Here is a 22291-nt window from a genome sequence, read left to right as displayed (position 1 = left end):
CGTGGCGCTGCACTTCCTCGTCGAGTCCGCGGGCGACGCCGCGGTGGGCGGTCTCGTGTCACTGACGGGCGCCGAGGCCAAGCATGCGGCCGTCGTCCGGCGGCTGCGCGTCGGCGAGACGGTCACCGTCGGCGACGGTCGAGGCGTCTGGCTGACCGGCGTCGCCGAGGAGGTGTCACCGTCGCGCGTCGATGTCCGGATCGCCGAGCGCGTCGAGCACGAGCCGGCGACTCCGCGTCTCGTGCTCGTGCAGGCGCTCGCGAAGGGCGACCGCGACGAGCTCGCGGTGCAGGCGGCATGTGAACTGGGCGTCGACGAGATCGTGCCGTGGCAGGCGAGCCGGAGTGTGTCGCGCTGGGAGGGGCCGAAGGCGGTGAAGGGACGCGAGCGCTGGGCGACGATCGTCCGCGAGGCGGCCAAGCAGGCGCACCGGACCTGGGTGCCCGAGGTGGCCGCCCCCGAGTCGACCGCACAGCTTGCGGCGCGCGCGGCGACGCAGCGGGTGCTGCTGCTCGACCCGACCGCTCCCGCCCGGCTCTCCACGCTCGTTCCCGACGACCGTGACCTCGTGCTCGTGGTGGGTCCGGAGGGCGGGATCGCTCCGGAGGAGCTCGAGAAGCTCGCGGCGGCCGGCGCTGAGCGCGTCCTGCTCGGCGACACCGTGTTGCGCACCTCCACTGCGGGACCTGCCGCCATCGCCGTGCTCTCGGTGGCCCTCGGCCGCTGGTGACCGGCCGCGGCCCGCGTCCCCCCAGTAAGCTGAGAGCATGAGCGAACCCTCGATCTTCACGCGCATCCTCACCGGGGACATCCCGGGGGAGATCCTGCTCGACACCGGTCGCGTCTTCGCGATCCGCGACATCGATCCACAGGCGCCGCTCCATGTACTCGTCATCCCGAAGACCGAGGAGTACCGCGACGTGACCGCACTCGCAGCCGGGGATCCCGAGCTGCTGGCGGAGATGGTCGCCGCCGCCAAGCGCATCGCCGAGGAGCACGCCAACGGCGAGTACCGCCTCATCTTCAACAACGGCGCGAGTGTCGCGCAGTCCGTCTTCCACGTGCACGCCCATGTGCTCGGCAACCTCGAGGAGAACAAGCTCGTTGGCTTCTGACGATCAGGAAACCGTCACCGAAAGGCTCTACGCCGACGGTGTCGCGATGGTGCAGCTGCTCGGTCCCCAGGACCGGCTGCTGCGGATGCTGGAGCGGGAGCACCGCGACGTGCAGGTGCTCGTCCGCGGCAACGAGATCACGCTCACGGGTGAGCGCGAGGCCGTCGCCAAGGCCAAGAACCTCGTCGACGAGCTGCTCGCGATGACCAAGGCCGGCCACGACCTCGCCCCGAGCGACGTGTCCAGCTCTGCGCGCATGCTCCGCCAGGAGGGTGGCCCGCGTCCCAGCGAGGTGCTGGGCGAGGCGATCCTGTCCACGCGCGGCAAGGTCATCCGGCCGAAGACGCTCGGCCAGAAGGAGTACGTCGACGCGATCGAGGAGAACACGATCGTGTTCGGCATCGGTCCGGCGGGAACGGGCAAGACCTACCTGGCGATGGCGAAGGCCGTCCAGGCGCTGCAGCGCAAGGAGGTCACGCGCATCATCCTCACGCGTCCGGCGGTCGAGGCGGGGGAGCGCCTCGGGTTCCTCCCCGGCACGCTCACCGACAAGATCGATCCGTACCTGCGGCCGCTCTACGACGCGCTCAACGAGATGATGGACCCGGAGATCGTGCCGCGCCTGATGGCGACCGGGACCATCGAGGTCGCGCCGCTGGCGTACATGCGGGGGCGCACGCTCAACGACTCCTTCGTCGTGCTGGACGAGGCGCAGAACACCACGCCCGAGCAGATGAAGATGTTCCTCACCCGTCTCGGGTTCGGGACGAAGATGGTCGTCACCGGCGACATCACCCAGGTCGACCTCCCGCAGGGAGCCTCCGGTCTCCGCCTGGTCACCCGCGTGCTCGACGGCATCGACGACATCCACTTCTCCCGCCTCACCAGCGACGACGTGGTGCGGCACTCGCTGGTCGGTCGCATCGTCGACGCGTACAGCGAGTACGACGAGCGGCGCGTGGCGCAGCGCACCGAGCGCGAACAGGCGCACGAGTTCGCCAACCGTGCCGAGCGACGCGGTGCCCAGCGACCAGGACCACGCGATCGCATGCCGAAACGAGGGCTCTCATGATCGAGATCAACAACGAGTCGGCGATCGATGTCGACGAGACCGTGCTGCAGCGGCTGACCGACTTCAACCTCGCGCAGCTCCACGTCAGCGCGGACGCCGAGGTCGCCATCGTCCTCGTCGACGAAGGGGCCATGGAGGCGCTGCACGTGCAGTGGATGGACGAGCCGGGCCCGACCGACGTCCTCAGCTTCCCGATGGACGAGCTCCGTCCCGGTACCGAGGACCGGCCGACGCCACCCGGGCTGCTCGGCGACATCGTCCTCTGCCCGCAGGTCGCGGAGACGCAGGCGCAGGCCGCCGGCCACACGCTGATGGACGAGCTCATCCTGCTCACCACGCACGGACTGCTGCACCTTCTCGGCTTCGATCACGCGGAGCCGGATGAGGAGCGGGAGATGTTCGGTCTGCAGAAGCAGCTCATCCAGGGCTTCGCCGCGTCCGAGCGTCGCCGGCGATGACGGAGCTGCTGCTGCTCGTCGCCGCCGTGCTGCTGGTGGCGTTCGGCGGCCTCATGGCCGCGATCGACGCGGCATACGGCGTGACCTCCCGTGCCGGCCTGGCCGACATGGCGACCGAGGGCCGCCGCGCGAAGGCGCTGGAGCGGATCGCCGCCGACCTCGACGCGCACGTCAACGCGGTCGCCTTCATCCGCGTCCTCGCGGAGGTGACGGCTGCCGTGCTCGTCACCGTGGCGTTCACGATCGTCTTCGAGAACATCTGGTGGGCGATGCTCGCCGCCGCCATCCTGATGACCGGCATCACCTTCGTCCTCGTCGGGGCGAGTCCGCGGACCTTCGGGCATCAGCACGCCGAGAGCATGATCCGGGGGAGTGCGAACGTCGTCCGGGGATTGCGCATCATTCTCGGGCCGATCGCCCAGGGCCTCGTCGTCTTGGGCAACCGCGTCACCCCGGGGACCGGACGCAGCTCGTTCTCAAGCGAGGACCAGCTGCTGAGCATGGTCGACGAGGCCGCCTCGAACGACCTCATCGAGGAGGACGACCGCGACCTCATCCACTCGGTGTTCGACTTCACCGACCAGTTCGTCCGCGCGGTGATGGTGCCGCGGACCGAGATGGTCACCGTGGGCGCGGAGGCGACGACCGACGAGGCCATGTCGCTCTTCCTGCACCGCGGCGTGTCCCGGATGCCGGTCGTCGACGATGAGGCCGACGATGTCGTCGGGGTGCTCTACCTCAAGGACCTCGTGCAGTTCGCCTACCGCGACGACAGCGCCTGGCGCGCCGCCTCGATCCGTCCGATCGCTCGGCCCGCCACGTTCGTTCCCGAGTCGATGCGTGCGGAGACGCTGCTGCAGCAGATGAAGCGCGACGCGGTGCACGTGTGTCTCGTGATCGACGAGCACGGCGGCATCTCCGGCCTGGTGACGCTGGAGGACCTCATCGAGGAGCTCGTGGGGGAGATCTCGGACGAGTACGATCAGGTATCCGCCGAGTTCGTCGACCTGGGCGACGGCCGCTATCGCGTGAGCTCCCGGCTCTCGCTGGAGGACGTGGGCGATCTGTTCGGCCTGGAGCTCGAGGACGAGGACGTCGACTCCATCGGCGGTCTGCTCGGCAAGACGCTCGGCCAGGTGCCGCAGCCCGGTGCGACGGCCACCGTCCACGGCCTCGTACTCACCGGCGGGGCTTCCCGCGGGCGGGGCCGAGGGATCGCGACGGTGTTCGTGGAGCGGGCAGCAGAGCCCGAAGATGTGCAGGATGAAGGAGAACGGCGCGATGACTGAAGACACCCGGAGCGGGTTCGTGACCTTCGTCGGACGGCCGAACGTGGGCAAGTCGACGCTCACCAACGCCCTCGTCGGCGAGAAGATCGCCATCACGAGCGAGAAGCCGCAGACCACGCGTCGAGCGATCCGCGGCATCCTCAACCGCCCGGACGGACAGCTCGTCATCGTCGACACCCCCGGCATCCACAAGCCGCGCACGCTCCTGGGCGAGCGGCTGAACGACCTCGTCGAGCAGGTGCTGGGCGACGTCGATGTGATCGGCTTCTGCGTGCCCGCGACCGAGAAGGTCGGTCCCGGCGATCGCCGCATCGCCGCTTCGCTGGACGGCTACCCGCGCGCGCAGAAGATCGCCATCGTCACGAAGACCGACGCGGCCGGGCGCGATGAGATCACCGAGCGGCTGATGGAGGTGGACTCCCTCCGCGAGGACTGGGCCGCCGTGATCCCGCTGTCGGCGCTGACGCGCGATCAGCTCGAGGTGCTGGCGGACGAGATCCTGCAGCTCATGCCCGAGGGGCCCGCGCTCTACCCCGAGGGGGTCACCACGGACGAGTCGACGGAGGATCGCATCGCCGAGATCATCCGCGAGGCCGCCCTCGACGGCGTGCGCGATGAGCTCCCGCATTCGATCGCCGTCGTGGTCGACGACATCGCCCCGCGCGAGGACAGCGACCTCACCGACGTGCACGCCTCCATCGTGGTCGAGCGGGACAGCCAGAAGGCCATCATCATCGGCCACAAGGGCAAGCGCCTCCGCGACGTGGGTGCCCGCTCCCGCGCGGGGATCGAGGAGCTGCTCGGGACCCGCGTGTTCCTCGGGCTCCACGTCAAGGTCGCGAAGGAGTGGCAGCGCGATCCCAAGCAGCTCGGCCGGCTCGGGTTCTGACATGCAGGCCCGCAGGACGTCGGAGGCGGCGGGCAGACCGCCGACCCCACCGACATGATCGGCCGCGGCGAAGACCCGAGCTCGCTGCGGGACCAGATCTTCACACGAGTGTTCGACGAGCACTGGGCGACGGTGCGCCACCATATCGAGGGCGTCGTCCCCGACGACGACGAGGTGAGCGAGATCGTGTCGGAGGTCTTCCTCGCGGCGTGGTCGCGACTCCGACCGACGCGGCCCCCGGGGAGGGTCTGGCTGCTCCGGGAGACCGACCGTCGGTTGCGCGCGCGGTCCCGGCGCTCATCCACCGCCCACGGGGCGATCGACGCCGTGCACTCAGGGCTCTCCGGCGACCCCGAGACCCTCGGCGGATTCGGACGCCGCGAAGTGCTCAGGGCTTTGGGTGTCCTCACTCCGCTGCAACGGCGTATCATCATGCTCACGTACTGGGATGGACTCGCGGTGGGGGAGATCGCGGAGCTGCTGCGCACTTCTGAGTCCCGGGTACGGAAGACGTTGGCTCGTGCCGAGGATCGGCTGCGAGAGACGCTGGGACTGGAGGGGACGGGGAATGCGTGATGAGTGACAATGCTCTGCTCGAGCGCGTGCTCGTCGAGGCCGATCCCGCGCGCACCCCGCGGGACGCCCCTCCGGACGCGCGCGCCATCGCCGCGCGTGATCGCATCATCCGATCTGCTCGTGCGCCGCGACGACGGCGTGCGAGGACGATCGGCTGGGCAGCGGGCCTCACGGCCGTCGCGGCGTCCGCCGCGGTGGCTTTCGGCGTCCTCCTCCCGCAAGGAGCCGCCGTCGCGGGAGCGCCGTCTCCGCTCGTGTTCGAGGCGGCCGGCTCGCTGAGCGATACGGTGGCCGCGGCGGAGGCGGACCTCGAGATCTTCAGTCCACCGGCGGAACCCGAGCGCTCGACGCGCACGGCGTTCTGGTCGTACAACGTCGAGGTCGACACCGAACGGGCCGAGGTCGTTCCGCAGTTCGCGACCTTCACCTGGGAGGAAGACCTCTCGGGAGAGGCCGTCGCCATCAACGGTGAGCCGTATGCGCCGACGGATGCGGTGGCGAACGGACAGGCCGAGGTGAAGAGCACGGGCGAGGTGGCATCCCGCGTCGTCCTCGCTCCGGGCGAGTTCGTCACTCCTGTCGTCGACGTCCCGGGCGATTCCGCCGCGGACGTGCGGGCGCTGCTGGTCGCCTTCGACATGCCCGAGCAGCCGACCGCGTTCGAGGCGGTCACGGCGATCACCTCCGTCTTCGGGCAGTGGACGCTGACGAACGCGCAGCACGCCGAGTTGCTGACTCTGATCGAGGAGTCCGGGGGCGCGGAGGCTCTGGGGACGACGACCGATCGTCTCGGCCGCCCGGTCGCCGGGATCCGTGTCATCTCCGCGGACGGCGTCGTCCGTGACGACGTGCTCGTATCGCTCGACACCGGCCGCATCGTGGGTCTCGAACGGACGGTGCTCAAGGACGACGGGGTGTTCCCCGCGGGGGCGATCGTCGACTACCGGATGTGGGACATCGACGAGGAGATGCTGCGATGACACGGCTGCGCATCGCCGTCGTGGTCGGACTGGCGCTGGTGCTGACCGGAGCAGGCGGTCCCGTCGCCGCGGCCACCGCTGAGGAGCCGACGCTCGACCCGTTGATGGTGCGCATCCTCGACGAGGTGCCCGGTGGTGTGGTGATCGACGCCGGCAGCGCCGTCTGGCCGAAGCTCGACATGGAGTACACCTCGAACACCGGGACCGTCCGCACGGTGGCGCGTGCGGTCGGGAACTGTGCGACCGGCCGCATCTGCGCATACCGGGAGCTCAATCGCGTCGGCGCCATGCTGAGCTGGGGGAGCTGCACGACCATCGCGATCCCGTCGTCCTTCGCGACGAAGTCGGCGGCGAACGCCCGCACCTCCGGTTACATGCAGGTCCGGAACGGGAGCACGGTCCTGGCGACGGTCTCCGCCAACGCGTGGAGCAACGTCTCCGGCACCGCGACCAACATCCGCTGTTTCCTCTGAGCGTGCGTAGCGGCGATGCGGGCGAGAAGGTCGGATCGAGGGATAGGTCGATGAGTCGTGGCCGCGTTGCTGTCGCGTGCTGCATGTAGCCGATGCCGACGGAGGACCGTTCGAGTGAAGCGGGGCTTTCTCCGCGCTGCGGCCACCGGACTGACAGTGCTGGGTGTGGCGGCGTCGGCGGGGTGCGTGCCCACACGCCCCGTCTTCCTGGAGCCGGTGGCACTGACGGTCGTCGACGACCAGTTCGCGTGGGTGCATTGCCTCGACGAGCCCTGGGAGATCGACTACATCTCCACAGCGCTCCGTGAAGAATGGGGAGTTGAACAGGAGATCGTGCTCTTCTCGGCGACTGCCGATGAGGGAGGAGCGGTGGACGTCCTGCCCGCTGAACCGATTCTCCCCGACACCTTTCCCGACTTCTCCGTGACCAGCAGCCACGCGTACCCCGTGTCGAGTCTGGAAGGGCCCGTCACCGTGTACGTCATACTCTCCGGGGTCGACCACCGCGCGGAGATGTCGTTCAAGGACGTTGCTGTCGAGGCCCTCGTTGAAGGTTCTTACGTCGACCACTCCGGGGAGGTGACCACTGAACCCTGCGGCGGAGCAGGTTCTGTGCCGAACGCAACGCGCCGTCATGCTCCCGCGGGCGCATGATGGAAGCGAGGATGAAGGGTGGAATCATGGCGACGCACTGGGTGGCGAAGGCGGCGGGATCTCCCGAGTCGTGGGAGTTCGGGGAGTACGAGCCCGCGGCGCCGGGCGAGGGTGAGGTCACGATCCGCGTCCGGGCCGCGGGGGTGAATCCGGCCGACGCGAAACATGTCGCTGCCGCTCGACCAGGGCTCGAGTTCCCGGTGCCGATCGGCTACGAGGTCTCGGGTGAGCTCGCGGCGATCGGCCCCGCGACCCGCATCGGTTCCGGTGAGGCCGAGGTCGGCGATGAGGTCGTGGCGTTCCGCGTGCGGGGCGGTTACGCGACCGAGGTCACGGTGCCCGCGGCGAAGGTGTTCGCGAAGCCGTCCACGCTCACCCACCCGGAAGCGGCCAACCTTCTGCTCGTCGGCACGACGGCCGCGGAGATGCTCGCCGTCACCGGGGCGTCGCCGGGGGAGACGGTTTTGCTGCACGGGGCGTCGGGCGCGGTCGGTGTCAGCGTGCTGCAGCAGGCGCGGCTCCGGAACGTCCGGGTCATCGGCACCGCCAGCCCCGAACGCTTCGACGAGGTGCGGCGTTTCGGCGGGGTCCCGGTGGCCTACGGACGGGGCCTCGCTGATCGGGTACGAGCGCTGGCCGACGGACCGATCGCCGCGGCTCTGGATGCGGTGGGCACCGACGAGGCGATCGACGTGTCCCTCGCCCTGGTGTCCGATCGCCGCCGCATCGTCACGATCGCGAACCTCGCGCGGGCATCGGCCGACGGGTTCCTCGCGATCGCGGGGTCGATGCCGGACAGTGCACGATTCCGCGACGAGGTGCGCAGCGAACTCGTCGCCCTGGCGCAGAACGGCGACCTGGTGGTTCCGCTCGCGCGCACGTTCCCGCTCACCGAGGCGCCGGCCGCGCACCGGCTCCTCGCCACAGGGCACCCGGGCGGCAAGCTCGCGCTGGTCACCGACGCCTAGTCGATCTCGCGGAGCGCGGACGTGACGATGACCACGTCCTCGCCGTACTCGGCGTCGACCGCGTCCTGCAGCGTCCCGTCATCCCAGACGACCTGGAGCCACACGTAGCCGCGGTCCGTCGACACGGCGAGCGCGTCCGCGCCGAGGCGTCCGGCGATGTCGTTCTGCACGCGGTCGAGCTCATCCGCCGTGCTCGCGCCGTCCGCGCCGTCGGTCGGATCCTCCGGAGCCATCGGATCGTGGAGCGCGAGGAGGGCGGGCGGTGCGGTCACCGTGAACCGCTCGCCGTCCCAGGTGCCGGTGACCGCGTACGCCCCCCAGCGCGTCTCCCCGGACGCCTCGCTGCCGTCCACACCGTCCCAGCTCCACTCGTCGAGCGCGACTCCGTCGCACTGCGGCGGATACGACTCGCGGATCGCACCGAGACACAGCCGGACCTCCCCGGATTCGTCGAGGACCGTTCCCGTGGCGACCACGGTCCCCTCCGGCGGCGCGGGCTCCGCCTCTTCCAGGCGGGAGTCCGACGGGACCGTCGTGCTGGTCGGCGGCGACGATGCTCCTGGGCTCGCGGTGCAGCCGGCCAGCAGCAACAGCGCCGACACGACGCCGACGGCGAGGAGGGGACGGTCGCGGAAGGTGCTCATACCGACCAGTGTCGCGCGCACTCGCATCGTCTCGGGGCGTCGAAACGCCCGCGGCTTCCCTGCTAGCATGACCACATGCCTTTCGGCGGTCTGCTTCTTCTTAGCTGCCGCGACGAGTCCTAAAGCTAGGGCCTTCCTCGTCGCGGCGCTTGTGTTGGCCCGTTCATCTTGACGAAGAGAAGAAGCCCCATCATGCAGAACACTCAGCGCCCGTCCGCGATGCCGATCCACAAGTACCGGCCGTTCCACGAGCAGATCACCGTCCACCTGCCTGATCGCACGTGGCCCGACGCCCGCATCACCGAGGCCCCCCGCTGGTGCGCGGTCGACCTCCGCGACGGCAACCAGGCCCTTATCGACCCGATGTCACCCGAGCGCAAGCGCGTCATGTTCGAGCTGCTCGTGAGCATGGGCTACAAGGAGATCGAGGTCGGCTTCCCGTCGGCGAGCCAGACCGACTTCGACTTCGTGCGCCAGCTCATCGAGGAGAACGTCATCCCGGACGACGTCACGATCCAGGTCCTGACGCAGGCGCGCGAGCACCTGATCGCTCGCACCTACGAGGCGATCGCGGGAGCCAAGCAGGCCATCGTGCACCTCTACAACTCCACGAGCGTGTTGCAGCGCGAGGTGGTCTTCCGCACCGACAAGCAGGGCATCATCGACATCGCGCTCGAGGGCGCACGGCTGTGCCGCCAGTTCGAGAAGACCATCCCCGACACGCAGGTGTACTACGAGTACTCCCCGGAGAGCTACACCGGCACCGAGCTGGAGTTCGCCGTCGACGTCTGCAACCAAGTCATCGAGATCTTCGAGCCCACGCCGGACCGCAAGGTGATCATCAACCTCCCCGCGACGGTGGAGATGGCGACGCCGAACATCTACGCCGACTCGATCGAGTGGATGAGCCGTCACCTCGCCCACCGCGAGAACGTCATCCTGTCGCTGCACCCGCACAACGACCGCGGCACCGCGATCGCTGCGGCAGAGCTGGGCTACATGGCCGGCGCCGACCGTATCGAGGGCTGCCTGTTCGGCAACGGCGAGCGCACCGGCAACGTCGACCTCGTCGCGCTGGGCATCAACATGTTCACGCAGGGCATCGACCCGCAGATCGACTTCAGCAATATCGATCAGGTCAAGCGGACGGTCGAGTACTGCAACCAGCTGCCGGTGCCGGAGCGCAGCCCGTGGGCCGGCGACCTCGTCTTCACGGCGTTCAGCGGCTCGCACCAGGACGCCATCAAGAAGGGCTTCGAGGCCATGGCCGCCAAGGCCGAGGCGCAGGGCGTGACGGTCGACGAGATCGAGTGGGCCGTGCCGTACCTGCCCGTCGATCCGAAGGACCTCGGCCGCTCGTACGAGGCCGTCATCCGCGTGAACTCCCAGTCGGGCAAGGGCGGGGTCGCGTACCTGCTCAAGTCCGACTACGCGATCGACCTGCCGCGCAAGCTCCAGATCGAGTTCTCCGGGGTCGTGCAGGCCAAGACGGATGCCGAGGGCGGAGAGGTCACCAGCGAGCAGATCTGGTCGATCTTCACGGACGAATACCTGCCCGCCGCCGACACCGAGGCCAAGTGGGGGCGGTTCGAGCTGCTCGCCACGCAGACCAGGAGCGACATGTCCGGTGACGTGGTGCTCGATGTCGTGCTGCGGGACGACGATCAGGAGGTCTCGGTGTCTGGCAACGGCAACGGTCCGGTCGCGGCGTTCGTCGAGGTGCTCCGGGGCCAGGGCTTCGACATCACGGTCTACGACTACGTCGAGCACGCTCTCAGCGCCGGCGGCGACGCGCAGGCCGCGGCCTGCGTCGAGCTGCAGGTCGGCGACCAGCGCCTGTGGGGAGTCGGCATCGACGGCGACATCTCGACCGCGTCGCTCAAGGCGATCGTGTCCGGCGTGAACCGCTCGATCCGCAGCCGTCAGCAGGAGCTGACCGCCGTCTGATCTTCCTTCGAATCGCGCGATTGGTCGTATCCGGCCGCCGGATGGGACCAATCGCGCGATTCGAAGGAGGGGGTCAGTCCACCCACTGCACCAGCTGCCAGATGAGGCCGTTGGGATCGGCGAACTGGCAGTATCGTTCGCCCCATGGCTCGGTCTCGGGAGCGGTGACCACCCGCGCACCCGCGGCGGCGATGCGGGCGAACTCCCGGTCGATCTCGTCGACGACGAAGACGATCAGGGTGCCTTGACCGGCGGATCCGGCGATCTCCTCCGGACGGAACGTCGGGAGCCCGGTCTCGAGGAAGATGACGTTCGGGACGGGTCCCGGGTGCTGCAACGAGACGAAGCCCTCCGCGGACATCGCCTCCTCGAAGCCGAAATGCGTCATGGCGAAGGCGGCGGAGGCCGCCACGTCGGGGACGTTGAGCGAGAGGGCGGTCTGAGTGATGTTCACGATGCTCCATTCCGAAAGTCTGTACAGCGTACAGGGTTAAGTCTGGAGCGGTCTAGGCTATTCCCGATGACCAGGAATCTCGTCGATCTGCTCTGGCGGCACAGCCCCGCGGCTCCCGTGGCTCGGCAGCGCGGTCCGAAGGCGCGCCACTCGACGGATGACGTCGTGGATCGTGCCGTGGCGCTGGCTGACGCCGAGGGCCTCGGCGCGGTGACGATCCGGTCTCTCGCGCAGTGGCTCGAGCTGACTCCGATGTCGATCTACACGCATGTCAACAGCCGCGCCGACCTGCTCGTCCTGATGACGGATGCGATGCACGCCAGGATGCCCACCGAGCCTGCGCAGGCGTCCGGGTGGCGCGCGGAGGTCCGGGCGGTCGCCGAGGACAACCTGCGCCTCCTCCGGGCTCACCCCTGGCTCATCGACATCCACGACCCGCGGGTCGCGCTCGGCCCTGGAACCATCGCCAAGTACGACCGGGAACTTCACGCCTTCGACGGCCTCGGCCTCACCGCCGTGGATCGTGATGCGGCGCTGAGCTTCGTGCTCGACTTCACTCTCTCCGCGGCAGCACGCATGCGGGAGGAGGAGAGCGCGGATTCGTTCGCGGCCTCGTGGGCAGAGGCCGCACCGCGTCTGGCGGCCTATCTCGGTGACGGGATGCCGCTCGCCCGGTCAGTGGGTCAGGCTGCCGGGGAGTCGATGGGCGCCCCCTACGACGCTCGAGCCGCCTGGGACTTCGGTCTCGCGCGCGTGATCGACGGGCTCGCAGGCACCTGACCCTCCTTCGAATCGCGCGATTGGTCGTATCCGGCTGCGGGATGGAGTCAATCGCGCGACTCGAAGTCAGTCCTGGGGCTTCACGATCGCGATGGCGCCGGTCTCCGCGGCGACCTTGCGGCGGTACAGACGGCGCTGCTCCGGAAGCGAGACGTCGAACGTCACGGCGAGGATGCGGATCACAGCCGTCACGACGATGCCGATGACCGCCGCGAGCGGGATCGGCATGCCGACCGCGTTCGCGGCGACGATGAACGTGCAGCCGGCCGCGGCGGCCACCGCGTACAGGGAGCCGACGTGCATGATGGCGGTCGGCAGCCCCATGAGCATGTCGCGGAGGACGCTCCCGCCGACCGCGGCGCACACGCCGATGAAGACCGCGGGTACTTCGGGGATGCCGAAGGCGAGGGCCTTGCTCGTTCCGAAGGCGCCGAACATGCCGATCACCACGGCGTCGAGCACGACGATCGCGGTGTTGAGTCGCGTGAAGAGTCCGGCCAGGAGCATGCCGAGCAGCGCGGCACCCGCGGCCGTGACCAGGTACCACTGGTTCTGCAGCGTCGCGGGAGTCTGCCCGAGCAGGATGTCGCGGATGAGACCGCCACCCATGCCGATCATGATCCCGATGATCGCGACGCCCAGCCAGTCGAGCCGACGCTGTCCTTGGAACCCGGCGGCGAACATCGCGCCCTGCACTCCGCCGAGGCCGACGCCGAGGAGGTCCGCCCACAGCGGAATGGTGAAGAGCGGTTCGGTCACGCGTCCATTGTCGCGCACGGAGGATAATCGAAGGGTGCCCACCTACCGAGACGAAGCGGTGATCCTGCGCACCCACAAACTGGGGGAGGCGGATCGCATCGTCACGATGCTGTCCCGGCGGCACGGGAAGGTGCGCGCGGTCGCGAAGGGTGTGCGTCGCACCTCGTCGAAGTTCGGCTCCCGCCTCGAGCCGTTCATGGTCGCGGACGTGCAGCTCTACGAAGGCCGCTCGCTCGACATCGTGCAGCAGGCCGAGTCGCTCGGGGCTTATGGCACGGACATCGCCGCCCATTACGACCGGTTCACCGCCGCGAACGCCATGGTCGAGACGGCGGATCGGCTCAGCGACGCCGAGGCCACCCCGGAGCAGTACCTCCTGCTCGTCGGCGGGCTGCGGGCACTGTCCCGCGGCGAGCACGCCCCGCGCAGCATCCTCGACTCGTACCTGCTGCGGGTCATGTCCCTCTCCGGGTGGGCGCCGTCCCTCGAGGACTGCGCGCGCTGTGGAGCCCCGGGGCCGCACTCCGTCTTCGTCGCGCAGCTCGGCGGCCTGGTCTGCCGTGCCGACGCGCCCGCCGGGAGCCCCCGGATCGCCGAGAAGACCCTGACGCTGCTGCTCGCGCTGATCCGCGGGGATTGGGACCTCATCGACGCCGCCCCGCACGCCGACACGGCGGCTGCATCCGGCCTCGTCGCGGCGTATGCCCAGTGGCACCTGGAGCGCGGCATCCGCTCGCTCGCGCACGTCTCGTCCACCCCCGGAGAAGGAGCACGGTGAGCCCGAAGCCCTACACGCACAAGGACGCGGTGCCCTACCGGCCGATCGACTGGACGGGCGTGCACCCGCCCGCGTTCCCCGCCGTCCCGGAGCACGTCGCCATCGTCATGGACGGCAACGGCCGCTGGGCGAACCGCCGGGGGCTCAACCGCATCGAGGGGCACAAGGCAGGGGAGGAGGTGCTGCTGGACGTCGTCGCCGGCGCGATCCAGGCCGGCGTGAAGCACCTCTCCGTCTATGCGTTCTCCACCGAGAACTGGGCTCGTTCGCCGGAGGAGGTCCGCTTCCTCATGGGCTACAACCGCGATGTGCTGCACCGCCGTCGCGATCAGCTCAACGAGTGGGGCGTGCGGGTCCGGTGGGCCGGGCGCAAGCCGCGCCTGTGGGGCAGCGTCATCAAGGAGCTGCAGTATGCCGAGCAGCTCACCCGCGACAACGACGTGCTCACCCTCACCATGTGCGTCAACTACGGCGGACGGATCGAGCTTGTCGACGCGATGCGGGCGATCGCGGCCGATGTCGCGGCCGGGCGGGTGAAGCCGAACGCGATCAGCGAGAAGATGATCCGCCGGCACCTGTACGTGCCGGACATGCCGGACGTGGACCTGTTCCTGCGCAGCTCGGGAGAGCAGCGCACCTCGAACTTCCTGCTGTGGCAGTCGGCCTACGCCGAGATGGTGTTCCTCGACACGCTGTGGCCGGACTTCTCCCGCGAGGAGCTCTGGCGTGCGATCGGGGTCTACCTCTCCCGCGACCGTCGCTTCGGCGGCGCGGTGGACACCCCGACGTCGGCCTGAGCCCGCAGCCAGCGCTCCGTCTCGCGCGGATGCGTCAGCCGCACGATCGTGAGATGCGGGAAGCGCTCCTGCACCTGGGGGAAGCGCTCGGTCCATTTGTGGAGCGTCGCGGTCTGCCACGCCAGGATGCTCTCCTCCGGCGTGCTCCCCAGCATCCGCCAGATCGGCTTTTCGACGTTCCCGTTCCACATCCGGGTGCGGAGGATGCTGCGGCTGAGGGTGCGTCGGATCAGACGCGACCGCACCACGCGGTACGGGTAGTCGAGCCAGACCGCGAGCTGCGCCCTCGGAGTCAGGATCTCGTCGGTGCCCTTGCTCGTGTACTGCCACTCGGTCACCCAGCGCTCGTCCGCCGCGAAGGCGCGCACGTCGTCGAGGAACTCCGCCCGCGGGGTCCACTCCGGACCGTGGAACAGGCCGTCGATCTCCACGTGCCGCAGCTCCCAGAGCGCGGCGAGTCGCCGGGAGAGTGTCGTCTTCCCCGAGCCGGTGACACCGGCGACGAGCACGCGCTCGGGCCGGAAGGGAAGCGGATCATCGGCGGAGAGCATCCGAGGATTCTACTGACGGAATACGTCGGACGCGCGGGCGGTTGACCATCGTGTGACTGAACCCATCTCCATCGACATCTGGTCCGACATCGCCTGCCCCTGGTGCTACATCGGCAAGCGCAACCTCGAGAAGGGTCTCGAAGCCGTCGCGGCCGATGACGATGCTCCGCAGGTCACCGTCACCTTCCACTCGTTCGAGCTCTCGCCCGACACCCCCGTCGACTTCGACGGCGACGAGATCGACTTCCTCTCCGGTCACAAGGGCATGCCGCGCACGCAGGTCGAGCAGATGCTGGCCAACGTCACGAACGTCGCCGCGAACGCGGGCCTGCAGTACCGGTTCGACCTGCTGCAGCACACGAACACCGTGAAGGCGCACGAGCTGCTGCACTTCGCGAAGGCCGAGGGGCGCCAGCACGAGATGGAGGAGCGGCTCATGTCCGCGTACTTCACCGAGGGCAAGCATGTGGGGCGCATCGACGACCTCGTGGCCCTCGCGGCCGAGGTCGGCCTCGATGCCGATCGCGCCCGCGCCGCGCTCGAGAGCGAGCAGTACCTCGCCGATGTCCGCCAGGACCAGGCGCAGGCTCGCGCGTACGGGATCCAGGGCGTGCCGTTCTTCGTGGTCGACGGTCAGTACGGCATCAGCGGCGCGCAGCCGCCTGCGGCGTTCGAGAACGTCATCCGCGACCTCTGGGCGCAGCGAAGCGCTGCCGTCGAGGCCTGACCCGCTCCGGCAGGCGACGGCGGGGACCCCGGGTCGGGGGTCCCCGCCGTTTCGCTGCCTGGCCTCAGATGCGCTGCTGGCGGGGGCCGAGGGGCAGCGGCTTCATCGGCTGATCGTTCGCGGTCAGGTCGATGCCCAGGTCCCTGGCGTAGACGACCCTTGTGGTGATCGCGACGTCCTCGCCGGTCTCCTTCAGCTCGAAGACCCGGCCCCCACGCATGCGGTTGCGCTCGGCGCCGGAGAGGCCGTACGCGCCGAAGCCGGTTCCCGGGGCGTATCCGAGCATCACGCCGTAGTAGTCGCCGACGTAGTCGTTGATGTGATCGTGTCCGACGAACACGCCCTTCACGTCGCCGCGCTCGAGGATCGCGTTGAACATCCCCGAGTTGAACGGACCAGGGCATTCGTCCTCGTTGCGCTCCCCGACGATGCCGTGACGGGCCTTGCCGCGCGCGGCGTCGGCCGCCGTGCGGGTGTCGACGCCACCCCACCACATGAAGCGGTGCTCCCACAGCGCGATGTGCAGGAACATGAGCCCGGGGACCTTGCGGCCGCGGCGCTGCTCCAGACGCTGTGACTGCTCGCGGTACCACGCCACCTGGTCCATGCGCAGCCAATCCCACGCGGGGTAGCCGGCGAAGTCCTGGCCGTCGATGGCATCCGGCGCGTACCGGCCCGAGTCCATCAGCCAGAGCGCGAACGCCTCCCGGTTCTTCTTCGCAGCGGAGCCGATCGTGACGATCGTGTTGCTCGTGCCCGTCACGCCGCGGGTGTTCTCGGCGTTCACGTTGTACTCGTACGAGCGGTAGATCTTCAGCATCCCCGCTTCATCGACACCGGACTGCGGCAGCGAGTCCTCGTCGTGGTTGCCATAGGTCACCGCCCATGGGATGCGGCGGGACTCCATCGGCATGACGACGTTGTTGATCGCCTGCTTCACGGCCAGCCGCGTCTCGCACCCGCCGGTGATCACGTCGCCGTTGATGACCACGAAGTCCGGCTTCTCCTGGTCGAGCACCTTCTCCATCAGCTCGACGGTGCGGCGGTCGGTGAGCTCGTCGTCCTGCGTGTCGTTGAACTGCACGACCTTGAAGGTGCCGTCGGCGCGAAACCGCAGGTTCCGCCGCTGTCCGGTGCCGGGCGAGGCGGGAACCGTCGCCGCTGCGGCGGGCGCGGTGCCGAGGGGGAGGGTGGTGCCGAGTGCACCGAGTGCTCCCGCGGTGAGGACGGTTCGCCGGCTGATCGGCAGTCGGTCGGGCATGCGTGGTCTCCTTCGTCTTCGGGCGGATATCGCCGCCGCGAGACTAGGGACGTCAGATGTCGACGGGGAGGCCGGAAGGTGAACGCGGCCCGTCTCCGCGGCGCCGCGGCAGCGGTGCCCACGTGACGTGGAGGTGAACGACCGGACTCAGCGGGGGAGAGCGGCCTCGATCGCCTCGACGATCTCCGGCGCATCGGGCTTCTGCTTGGGACGGAAGCGCAGCACGTCGCCGTCCGGCAGCACGAGGAACTTCTCGAAGTTCCACTCGACGCGGCCGGCCTTGCCACCCGCGTCCGGCGTCTCCTTGAGTGCCTTGTAGAGCTCCGCGGCGTTCTTGCCGTTGACCTTGACCTTGTCGTTCACCGGGAAGGAGACGCCGTAGGTCGTGGAGCAGAACTCGAGGATCTCGTCGACCGAACCGGGCTCCTGGCCGAAGAACTGGTTGCAGGGGAACCCCACCACCGTGAAGCCGCGGTCGCCGAATCGGCGCTGCAGCTCCTCCAGCTGCTCGTACTGCGGGGTGAGGCCGCACTTGGAGGCCACGTTCACCACGAGCACCACATCGGCACCCAGATCGTCCAGAGTCTTCTCCTGCCCCTGGGCGTCGGTGAAGGGGATGGAACGGAGCGCGGAATCGGTCATATGCACAGCTTAGGTCGCCGCATCCCCACCGGCTCCGGGTCTGGGAGAATGGACACGCCATGACTGTCGCCACCGCCCCCGCCCGCCCGCTCCGCATCGGCCCGATCGACCTCGACGTGCCGGTCGTCCTCGCGCCGATGGCCGGGATCACGAACACGGCGTTCCGGCGCCTGTGCCGGGAGTACGGGGCCGGCCTGTACGTCAGCGAGATGATCACGTCGCGCGCCCTCGTCGAGCGCAACGAGACCACCATGCGGCTGATCCGGCACCACGAGTCGGAGACGCCGCGCTCGATCCAGCTCTACGGCGTCGATCCGAAGACCATCGCCGAGGCCGTCCGCATCATCGTCGCGGAAGACCACGCCGACCACATCGACCTCAACTTCGGCTGCCCGGTCCCCAAGGTGACCAGGAAGGGCGGCGGGGCGGCCCTGCCGTGGAAGTCGAAGCTCTTCGCGGACATCGTCGATCAGGCGGTGAAGGCCGCCGGCGACATCCCGCTCACGGTGAAGATGCGCAAGGGCATCGACCGCGACCACCTCACCTTCCTCGACGCCGGCCGCGCCGCAGAGGATGCGGGAGCCGCAGCCGTCGCCCTGCACGCGCGCACCGCGAGCGAGTTCTACTCCGGACACGCCGACTGGAGTGCGATCGGCGAGCTCAAGCAGGCGGTGACCAGCATCCCCGTGCTCGGCAACGGCGACATCTGGTCGGCCGAGGACGCCGTGCGGATGATGGTGGAGACCGACTGCGACGGCGTGGTCGTCGGCCGCGGATGCCTCGGACGGCCGTGGCTGTTCGGGCAGCTCGCCCTCGCCTTCGGCGGAGAGGGCAAGACGGTCGATGCGACCCTCGGCTTCGTCGCCGACGCCTTCCGCCGGCACGCGGAGCTGCTCGTCGAGTTCTTCGAGGACGAGGACCGCGGCTGCCGCGACATCCGCAAGCACGTCTCCTGGTACTTCAAGGGCTACCCGGTCGGCGGCGACATCCGGACGGGGCTGGCGACTGCGTCGAGCCTGCAGGAGATCGACGACCTCCTCGGACGGCTCGACCGTGCGGCACCGTACCCTGGTGCGGACGCCGAAGGGCAGCGCGGACGCGCGGGGCACCCGAAGAGGACCGCTCTTCCGGAGAAGTGGCTGGAGTCGCGCGAGCTCGCCTCGTCGGCCTCGGAGATGATGCGTGGAGCGGAGATCGAGAACAGTGGCGGATGACCCCCGGGTCGGCGCACGCGCCGACGGCTATGACGCGCGCGACGCGGAGCGCTTCTTCGCGGAGACCCATCGCTCGGAGCGGGACGATTTCGCCCGCGACCGTGCCAGGGTGCTGCACTCGGCCGCGCTCCGACGGCTCGCCGCGAAGACCCAGGTGCTCAGCCCCGCCAGCACGGCCGACTTCGCTCGCAACCGCCTGACGCACTCGCTCGAGGTCGCCCAGGTCGGCCGGGAGCTCGCCGCCGCCCTCGGGGTCTCGGCGGACGTGGTCGACACCGCGTGCCTGAGCCACGACCTCGGTCACCCGCCGTTCGGTCACAACGGCGAGCGGGCGCTGAACGAATGGGCTGAGGCCATCGGCGGCTTCGAGGGCAACGCCCAATCGCTGCGCATCCTCACGCGTCTGGAGGCGAAGGTGCTCGACGGGGGCGGCTCCTCCGTCGGTCTGAACCTCACGCGGGCGACGCTCGACGCGACCTGCAAGTACCCGTGGACGGTCGACAGTCCCGTCCCCGACCCGGGGGGCCGGCTCAAGTTCGGCGTGTACCCGGAGGACGAGGCCGTGTTCCGCTGGATGCGCGACGGAGCGCCGGGGCGGCTGCGCTGCATCGAGGCCGAGATCATGGACCTCTCCGACGACATCGCCTACTCGGTGCACGACTTCGAGGACGCGATCGTCAACGGCTACGTCGACGTCGCGCAGCTCGCCGATCCCGCTGCCCACGAGGCCCTGCTCAGCCGGATCCAGCAGTGGGTCGGTTACGACTTCACGCGTGATGAGCTCGCCGATGCGCTCTACCGGCTCGCCTCGCAGCCGATGTGGCTGGCGTCCTTCGACCGCTCCCGACAGGATCTCGCGCGGCTCAAGAACCTCACCAGCGACCTCATCGGCCGGTTCGCACGGGCGGCGGTCTCCGCCACGCGCGAGGCGTTCGGAGGCACGCGGCTGGTCCGCTACAACGCGCATGTCATCGTGCCGCGCGTGGTCGAGGTCGAGATCGCGGTGCTCAAGGGGATCATGGGTCAGGCGATCGTCACGATCGACGCCAGGAAGGGTGTCTACAAGGAGCAGCGGCGGGTCCTCAAGCGGCTGGCCGACGCCCTGTGGTCCACCGACACCCTGTGGTCTGCCGGCGCCGACGTGCTGGAGCCGGCGTTCGCTGCCGACTTCGTCGCGGCGGAGAGCGATGCGGAGCGGGCGCGGGTGGTCGTCGATCAGATCGCGAGCCTGACCGATCAGAGCGCGATCGACTGGCACAACCGGCTGGTCGGGGAGATCGACCCGGCGGAGGTCGGCATCTGGACGCCGCGTCATGCGCGCCCCGGCGCGCGCACGCCTGTCGAGAGGCGGCCCGTCGCAGAAGGCGCGCGCTGATGCCCCGCATCCGTCAGGCCGACGTCGACGAGGTCAAGGCCCGCACCAACATCGCCGACATCGTGGGGGAGCGGGTCGCGCTCAAGTCCGCGGGGGTCGGCTCCCTCAAGGGCCTGTGCCCGTTCCACGACGAGAAGAGTCCCAGCTTCCACGTCCGCCAGCAGGTCGGCTACTACCACTGCTTCGGATGCGGGGAGTCGGGCGACGTCTACTCCTTCCTCCGAGCGATGGATCACGTCAGCTTCACGGAGGCGGTCGAGCGGCTCGCGGGCCGCATCGGCTACACACTGCACTATGAGGACGGGGGCGCGGCGCCGGAGACGAGCGGCCGCAGCCGGCTCTACGCGGCGAATACGGCCGCCGCGGAGTTCTTCCGCTCCCAGCTGCTGTCGCCCGATGCCGAGGCCGCCCGCCGATTCCTCGGGGAGCGCGGTTTCGACGCGGGCGCGGCGGCGCACTTCGGCGTCGGCTTCGCCCCGCGTGGCTGGGACGGCATGCTCAAGGCGCTGACCTCCCAGGGATTCACGCGGGAGGAGCTGAGCACCGCGGGCCTCGTCTCGACGGGACAGCGCGGCGTGTACGACCGGTTCCGGGGGCGCCTGGTGTGGCCGATCCGGGATGTGTCGGGGCAGACGATCGGCTTCGGCGCCCGCAAGCTCTTCGACGACGATCAGGGCCCCAAGTACCTCAACACCCCCGAGACACCGATCTACAAGAAGGCCCAGGTCCTCTACGGGCTCGACCTCGCCAAGCGCGACATCGCGCGCGGCGACCCCCGCCGGGTCGTCGTCGTCGAGGGGTACACCGACGTGATGGCCTGTCACCTCGCGGGCCTGACGACCGCGGTCGCGACCTGTGGGACGGCGTTCGGCGCCGAGCACATCAAGGTGCTCCGGCGGGTGATGGGCGATGACAACGCGTCCGGTGAGGTCGTGTTCACGTTCGACGGCGACGAGGCGGGACAGAAGGCCGCACTGCGGGCGTTCACGGAAGACGACAAGTTCAACGCCCAGACCTTCGTCGCGGTCGCGCCCGACGGCCTCGATCCGTGCGACCTCCGGCTGCAGCGCGGCGACGCGGCGGTGCGCGGCCTCATGGACGCGAAGCAGCCCATGTTCGAGTTCGCGATCGACCGCAAGCTCGCCGGCTTCGATCTCGCCACCGTCGAGGGCAGGGTCGGTGCTCTCCGTGCCGCGGCCCCCATCGTCGCGGAGATCCGCGACCGGCTGCTGCGCCCCGGGTACGAGCGGGTGCTGGCGCGCCGGCTCGGCATGGACCCGACCGAGGTGCACGGGGAGGTGGAGCGTGCCGCCCGTGGGGCGCAGTCCGCCGCGCCCCAGACGCGCCGAGAGAGCACGCCGCGGGTCGACCCGTCCACGGGCGCTCCCGTGGTCGCTGCGGTCACACTGGCCAGCCTGCCCCGCTCACCCGACGTCGCCGTGGAGCGCGACGCGCTCATGGGGGCTCTGCAGTACGGACACCAGGTCGATGCGGCGCTGCTGACCCGGGCTCTCGCCGAGCCGTTCCGCACACCCGGCCTCGACGCGGTGCGCGAGGCGGTCGCGGCCGCGCCCGACCGCAGCCGCCCCGGATGGGTGACGGACGCGGTGAACAGTGTGCGCGAGCCCTACCGCTCCCTCGCCGGCGAGCTGTTGATGACGCCGTTCCCGGCACGGGATGAGGCCGGAGCGGTGGCCTCCGCGACCGATCTCGCGCGACGCCTGGTGCTGCGGCAGCTCGAGCACGAGAAGCAGGAGCTGCTGGGCGCGGTCCAGCGCGTCCCTGCGGACTCCGACGGCGGGCGCGCGCTGCGGGTGCGGCTGCGGGACATCGACGTGGAGCGCCAACGCTTTTTCGCCGAGTCGTAACCGGAACGGTCCCGGACGAG

25 protein-coding genes are annotated in these 22291 nt (G+C 69.5%); 19 read left to right on the top strand and 6 right to left on the bottom strand.

Annotation, left to right across the window (positions count from 1 at the left end; translation table 11 throughout):
- Position 1: 1 nt before the first annotated feature.
- From AB0310_RS05845 to AB0310_RS05795, 11 genes are all read left to right on the top strand, one after another.
- Entirely contained in the window at positions 2–730 is a 729-nt protein-coding gene (locus AB0310_RS05845; RefSeq protein WP_366236756.1) for a 16S rRNA (uracil(1498)-N(3))-methyltransferase, read from the top strand.
- Positions 731–767: 37 nt separating this feature from the next.
- A complete protein-coding gene (locus AB0310_RS05840) occupies positions 768–1115 on the top strand; it encodes an HIT domain-containing protein (RefSeq protein WP_101845350.1) in 348 nt (115 codons plus the stop codon).
- A gap of 46 nt (positions 1116–1161) precedes the next feature.
- On the top strand, positions 1162–2187 hold the full coding sequence (locus AB0310_RS05835) for a PhoH family protein (protein ID WP_232089241.1): 1026 nt from the start codon (positions 1162–1164) through the stop codon (positions 2185–2187).
- Entirely contained in the window at positions 2184–2645 is a 462-nt protein-coding gene (ybeY, locus tag AB0310_RS05830; protein WP_025103688.1) for an rRNA maturation RNase YbeY, read from the top strand. The genes AB0310_RS05835 and ybeY overlap by 4 nt, the downstream gene beginning before the upstream one ends.
- Positions 2642–3934 (top strand): hemolysin family protein, encoded by a 1293-nt coding sequence (locus AB0310_RS05825; protein ID WP_187661664.1) that lies wholly within the window; start codon positions 2642–2644, stop codon positions 3932–3934. Before ybeY ends, AB0310_RS05825 begins: the two co-directional genes overlap by 4 nt.
- Positions 3927–4823, top strand: a complete 897-nt coding sequence (era, locus tag AB0310_RS05820; RefSeq protein WP_187661663.1) for a GTPase Era — start codon at positions 3927–3929, stop codon at positions 4821–4823. The genes AB0310_RS05825 and era overlap by 8 nt, the downstream gene beginning before the upstream one ends.
- Before the next feature lie 54 nt (positions 4824–4877).
- A complete protein-coding gene (locus AB0310_RS05815) occupies positions 4878–5399 on the top strand; it encodes an RNA polymerase sigma factor (protein ID WP_366236755.1) in 522 nt (173 codons plus the stop codon).
- Complete coding sequence (locus tag AB0310_RS05810) at positions 5399–6379, top strand: hypothetical protein (RefSeq protein WP_187661661.1); 981 nt, start codon at positions 5399–5401, stop codon at positions 6377–6379. The genes AB0310_RS05815 and AB0310_RS05810 overlap by 1 nt, the downstream gene beginning before the upstream one ends.
- Positions 6376–6852 (top strand): hypothetical protein, encoded by a 477-nt coding sequence (locus tag AB0310_RS05805; protein WP_366236754.1) that lies wholly within the window; start codon positions 6376–6378, stop codon positions 6850–6852. The genes AB0310_RS05810 and AB0310_RS05805 overlap by 4 nt, the downstream gene beginning before the upstream one ends.
- Positions 6853–7068: 216 nt before the next feature.
- Positions 7069–7506, top strand: coding sequence for a hypothetical protein (locus AB0310_RS05800; RefSeq protein ID WP_366236753.1), 438 nt, complete (start codon positions 7069–7071; stop codon positions 7504–7506).
- 26 nt (positions 7507–7532) lie between these two features.
- A complete protein-coding gene (locus AB0310_RS05795; protein WP_366236752.1) occupies positions 7533–8474 on the top strand; it encodes a quinone oxidoreductase family protein in 942 nt (313 codons plus the stop codon).
- Here AB0310_RS05795 and AB0310_RS05790 read toward each other — a convergent pair.
- A complete protein-coding gene (locus AB0310_RS05790; RefSeq protein WP_366236751.1) occupies positions 8471–9118 on the bottom strand; it encodes a hypothetical protein in 648 nt (215 codons plus the stop codon). The genes AB0310_RS05795 and AB0310_RS05790 overlap by 4 nt on opposite strands.
- Before the next feature lie 192 nt (positions 9119–9310).
- Between AB0310_RS05790 and leuA the strand changes: the two genes are divergently transcribed.
- Positions 9311–11065 carry a 2-isopropylmalate synthase gene (gene leuA / locus AB0310_RS05785; RefSeq protein ID WP_366236750.1) on the top strand — a complete coding sequence of 585 codons (1755 nt, stop codon included), beginning with the start codon at positions 9311–9313 and terminating at the stop codon, positions 11063–11065.
- 73 nt (positions 11066–11138) lie between these two features.
- Here leuA and AB0310_RS05780 read toward each other — a convergent pair whose 3' ends face one another.
- Positions 11139–11519: a VOC family protein gene (locus AB0310_RS05780; RefSeq protein WP_366236749.1), complete on the bottom strand. Its 381-nt coding sequence runs from the start codon at positions 11517–11519 to the stop codon at positions 11139–11141.
- 66 nt (positions 11520–11585) lie between these two features.
- Between AB0310_RS05780 and AB0310_RS05775 the strand changes: the two genes are divergently transcribed.
- Positions 11586–12299 carry a TetR/AcrR family transcriptional regulator gene (locus AB0310_RS05775; protein ID WP_187661655.1) on the top strand — a complete coding sequence of 238 codons (714 nt, stop codon included), beginning with the start codon at positions 11586–11588 and terminating at the stop codon, positions 12297–12299.
- A 66-nt stretch (positions 12300–12365) separates the two neighbouring features.
- On the opposite strand, the gene AB0310_RS05770 is transcribed toward AB0310_RS05775, so the two are convergent.
- Positions 12366–13058, bottom strand: coding sequence for a trimeric intracellular cation channel family protein (locus AB0310_RS05770; RefSeq protein ID WP_187661654.1), 693 nt, complete (start codon positions 13056–13058; stop codon positions 12366–12368).
- Between the two features lie 34 nt (positions 13059–13092).
- On the opposite strand from AB0310_RS05770, the gene recO reads away from it, so the two are divergent.
- Positions 13093–13836 (top strand): DNA repair protein RecO, encoded by a 744-nt coding sequence (gene recO / locus AB0310_RS05765; protein WP_315637665.1) that lies wholly within the window; start codon positions 13093–13095, stop codon positions 13834–13836.
- Positions 13833–14633 (top strand): isoprenyl transferase, encoded by an 801-nt coding sequence (locus AB0310_RS05760; protein ID WP_336502320.1) that lies wholly within the window; start codon positions 13833–13835, stop codon positions 14631–14633. Before recO ends, AB0310_RS05760 begins: the two co-directional genes overlap by 4 nt.
- On the opposite strand, the gene AB0310_RS05755 is transcribed toward AB0310_RS05760, so the two are convergent.
- Positions 14576–15184, bottom strand: a complete 609-nt coding sequence (locus AB0310_RS05755) for a P-loop NTPase family protein (RefSeq protein ID WP_366236748.1) — start codon at positions 15182–15184, stop codon at positions 14576–14578. The two genes, AB0310_RS05760 and AB0310_RS05755, sit on opposite strands and share 58 nt — an antisense overlap.
- A 52-nt stretch (positions 15185–15236) precedes the next feature.
- Here AB0310_RS05755 and AB0310_RS05750 point away from each other — a divergent pair, with 52 nt between their 5' ends.
- A complete protein-coding gene (locus AB0310_RS05750) occupies positions 15237–15911 on the top strand; it encodes a DsbA family oxidoreductase (RefSeq protein ID WP_259952229.1) in 675 nt (224 codons plus the stop codon).
- Between the two features lie 64 nt (positions 15912–15975).
- Here the strand turns inward: AB0310_RS05750 and AB0310_RS05745 are convergent, their stop codons facing one another.
- A complete protein-coding gene (locus AB0310_RS05745; protein WP_187661650.1) occupies positions 15976–17172 on the bottom strand; it encodes a metallophosphoesterase family protein in 1197 nt (398 codons plus the stop codon).
- A gap of 147 nt (positions 17173–17319) precedes the next feature.
- Positions 17320–17814 carry a glutathione peroxidase gene (locus AB0310_RS05740; protein ID WP_187661649.1) on the bottom strand — a complete coding sequence of 165 codons (495 nt, stop codon included), beginning with the start codon at positions 17812–17814 and terminating at the stop codon, positions 17320–17322.
- A gap of 59 nt (positions 17815–17873) precedes the next feature.
- On the opposite strand from AB0310_RS05740, the gene dusB reads away from it, so the two are divergent.
- Genes dusB through dnaG form a run of 3 tightly spaced genes read left to right on the top strand, consistent with a single transcriptional unit; the run spans position 17874 to position 22271 of the window.
- On the top strand, positions 17874–19028 hold the full coding sequence (gene dusB, locus AB0310_RS05735) for a tRNA dihydrouridine synthase DusB (protein ID WP_366236747.1): 1155 nt from the start codon (positions 17874–17876) through the stop codon (positions 19026–19028).
- On the top strand, positions 19018–20403 hold the full coding sequence (locus tag AB0310_RS05730) for a deoxyguanosinetriphosphate triphosphohydrolase (RefSeq protein ID WP_187661647.1): 1386 nt from the start codon (positions 19018–19020) through the stop codon (positions 20401–20403). The genes dusB and AB0310_RS05730 overlap by 11 nt, the downstream gene beginning before the upstream one ends.
- A complete protein-coding gene (gene dnaG / locus AB0310_RS05725) occupies positions 20403–22271 on the top strand; it encodes a DNA primase (protein WP_187661646.1) in 1869 nt (622 codons plus the stop codon). Before AB0310_RS05730 ends, dnaG begins: the two co-directional genes overlap by 1 nt.
- Positions 22272–22291 lie beyond the last annotated feature (20 nt).

The organism is Microbacterium meiriae (assembly GCF_040702565.1).
In the GTDB taxonomy this organism is placed as follows: Bacteria; Actinomycetota; Actinomycetes; order Actinomycetales; family Microbacteriaceae; genus Microbacterium; species Microbacterium meiriae.
Note: the sequence above shows the minus strand (reverse complement) of the source record. Positions and strands in the feature narration are given on the sequence as shown.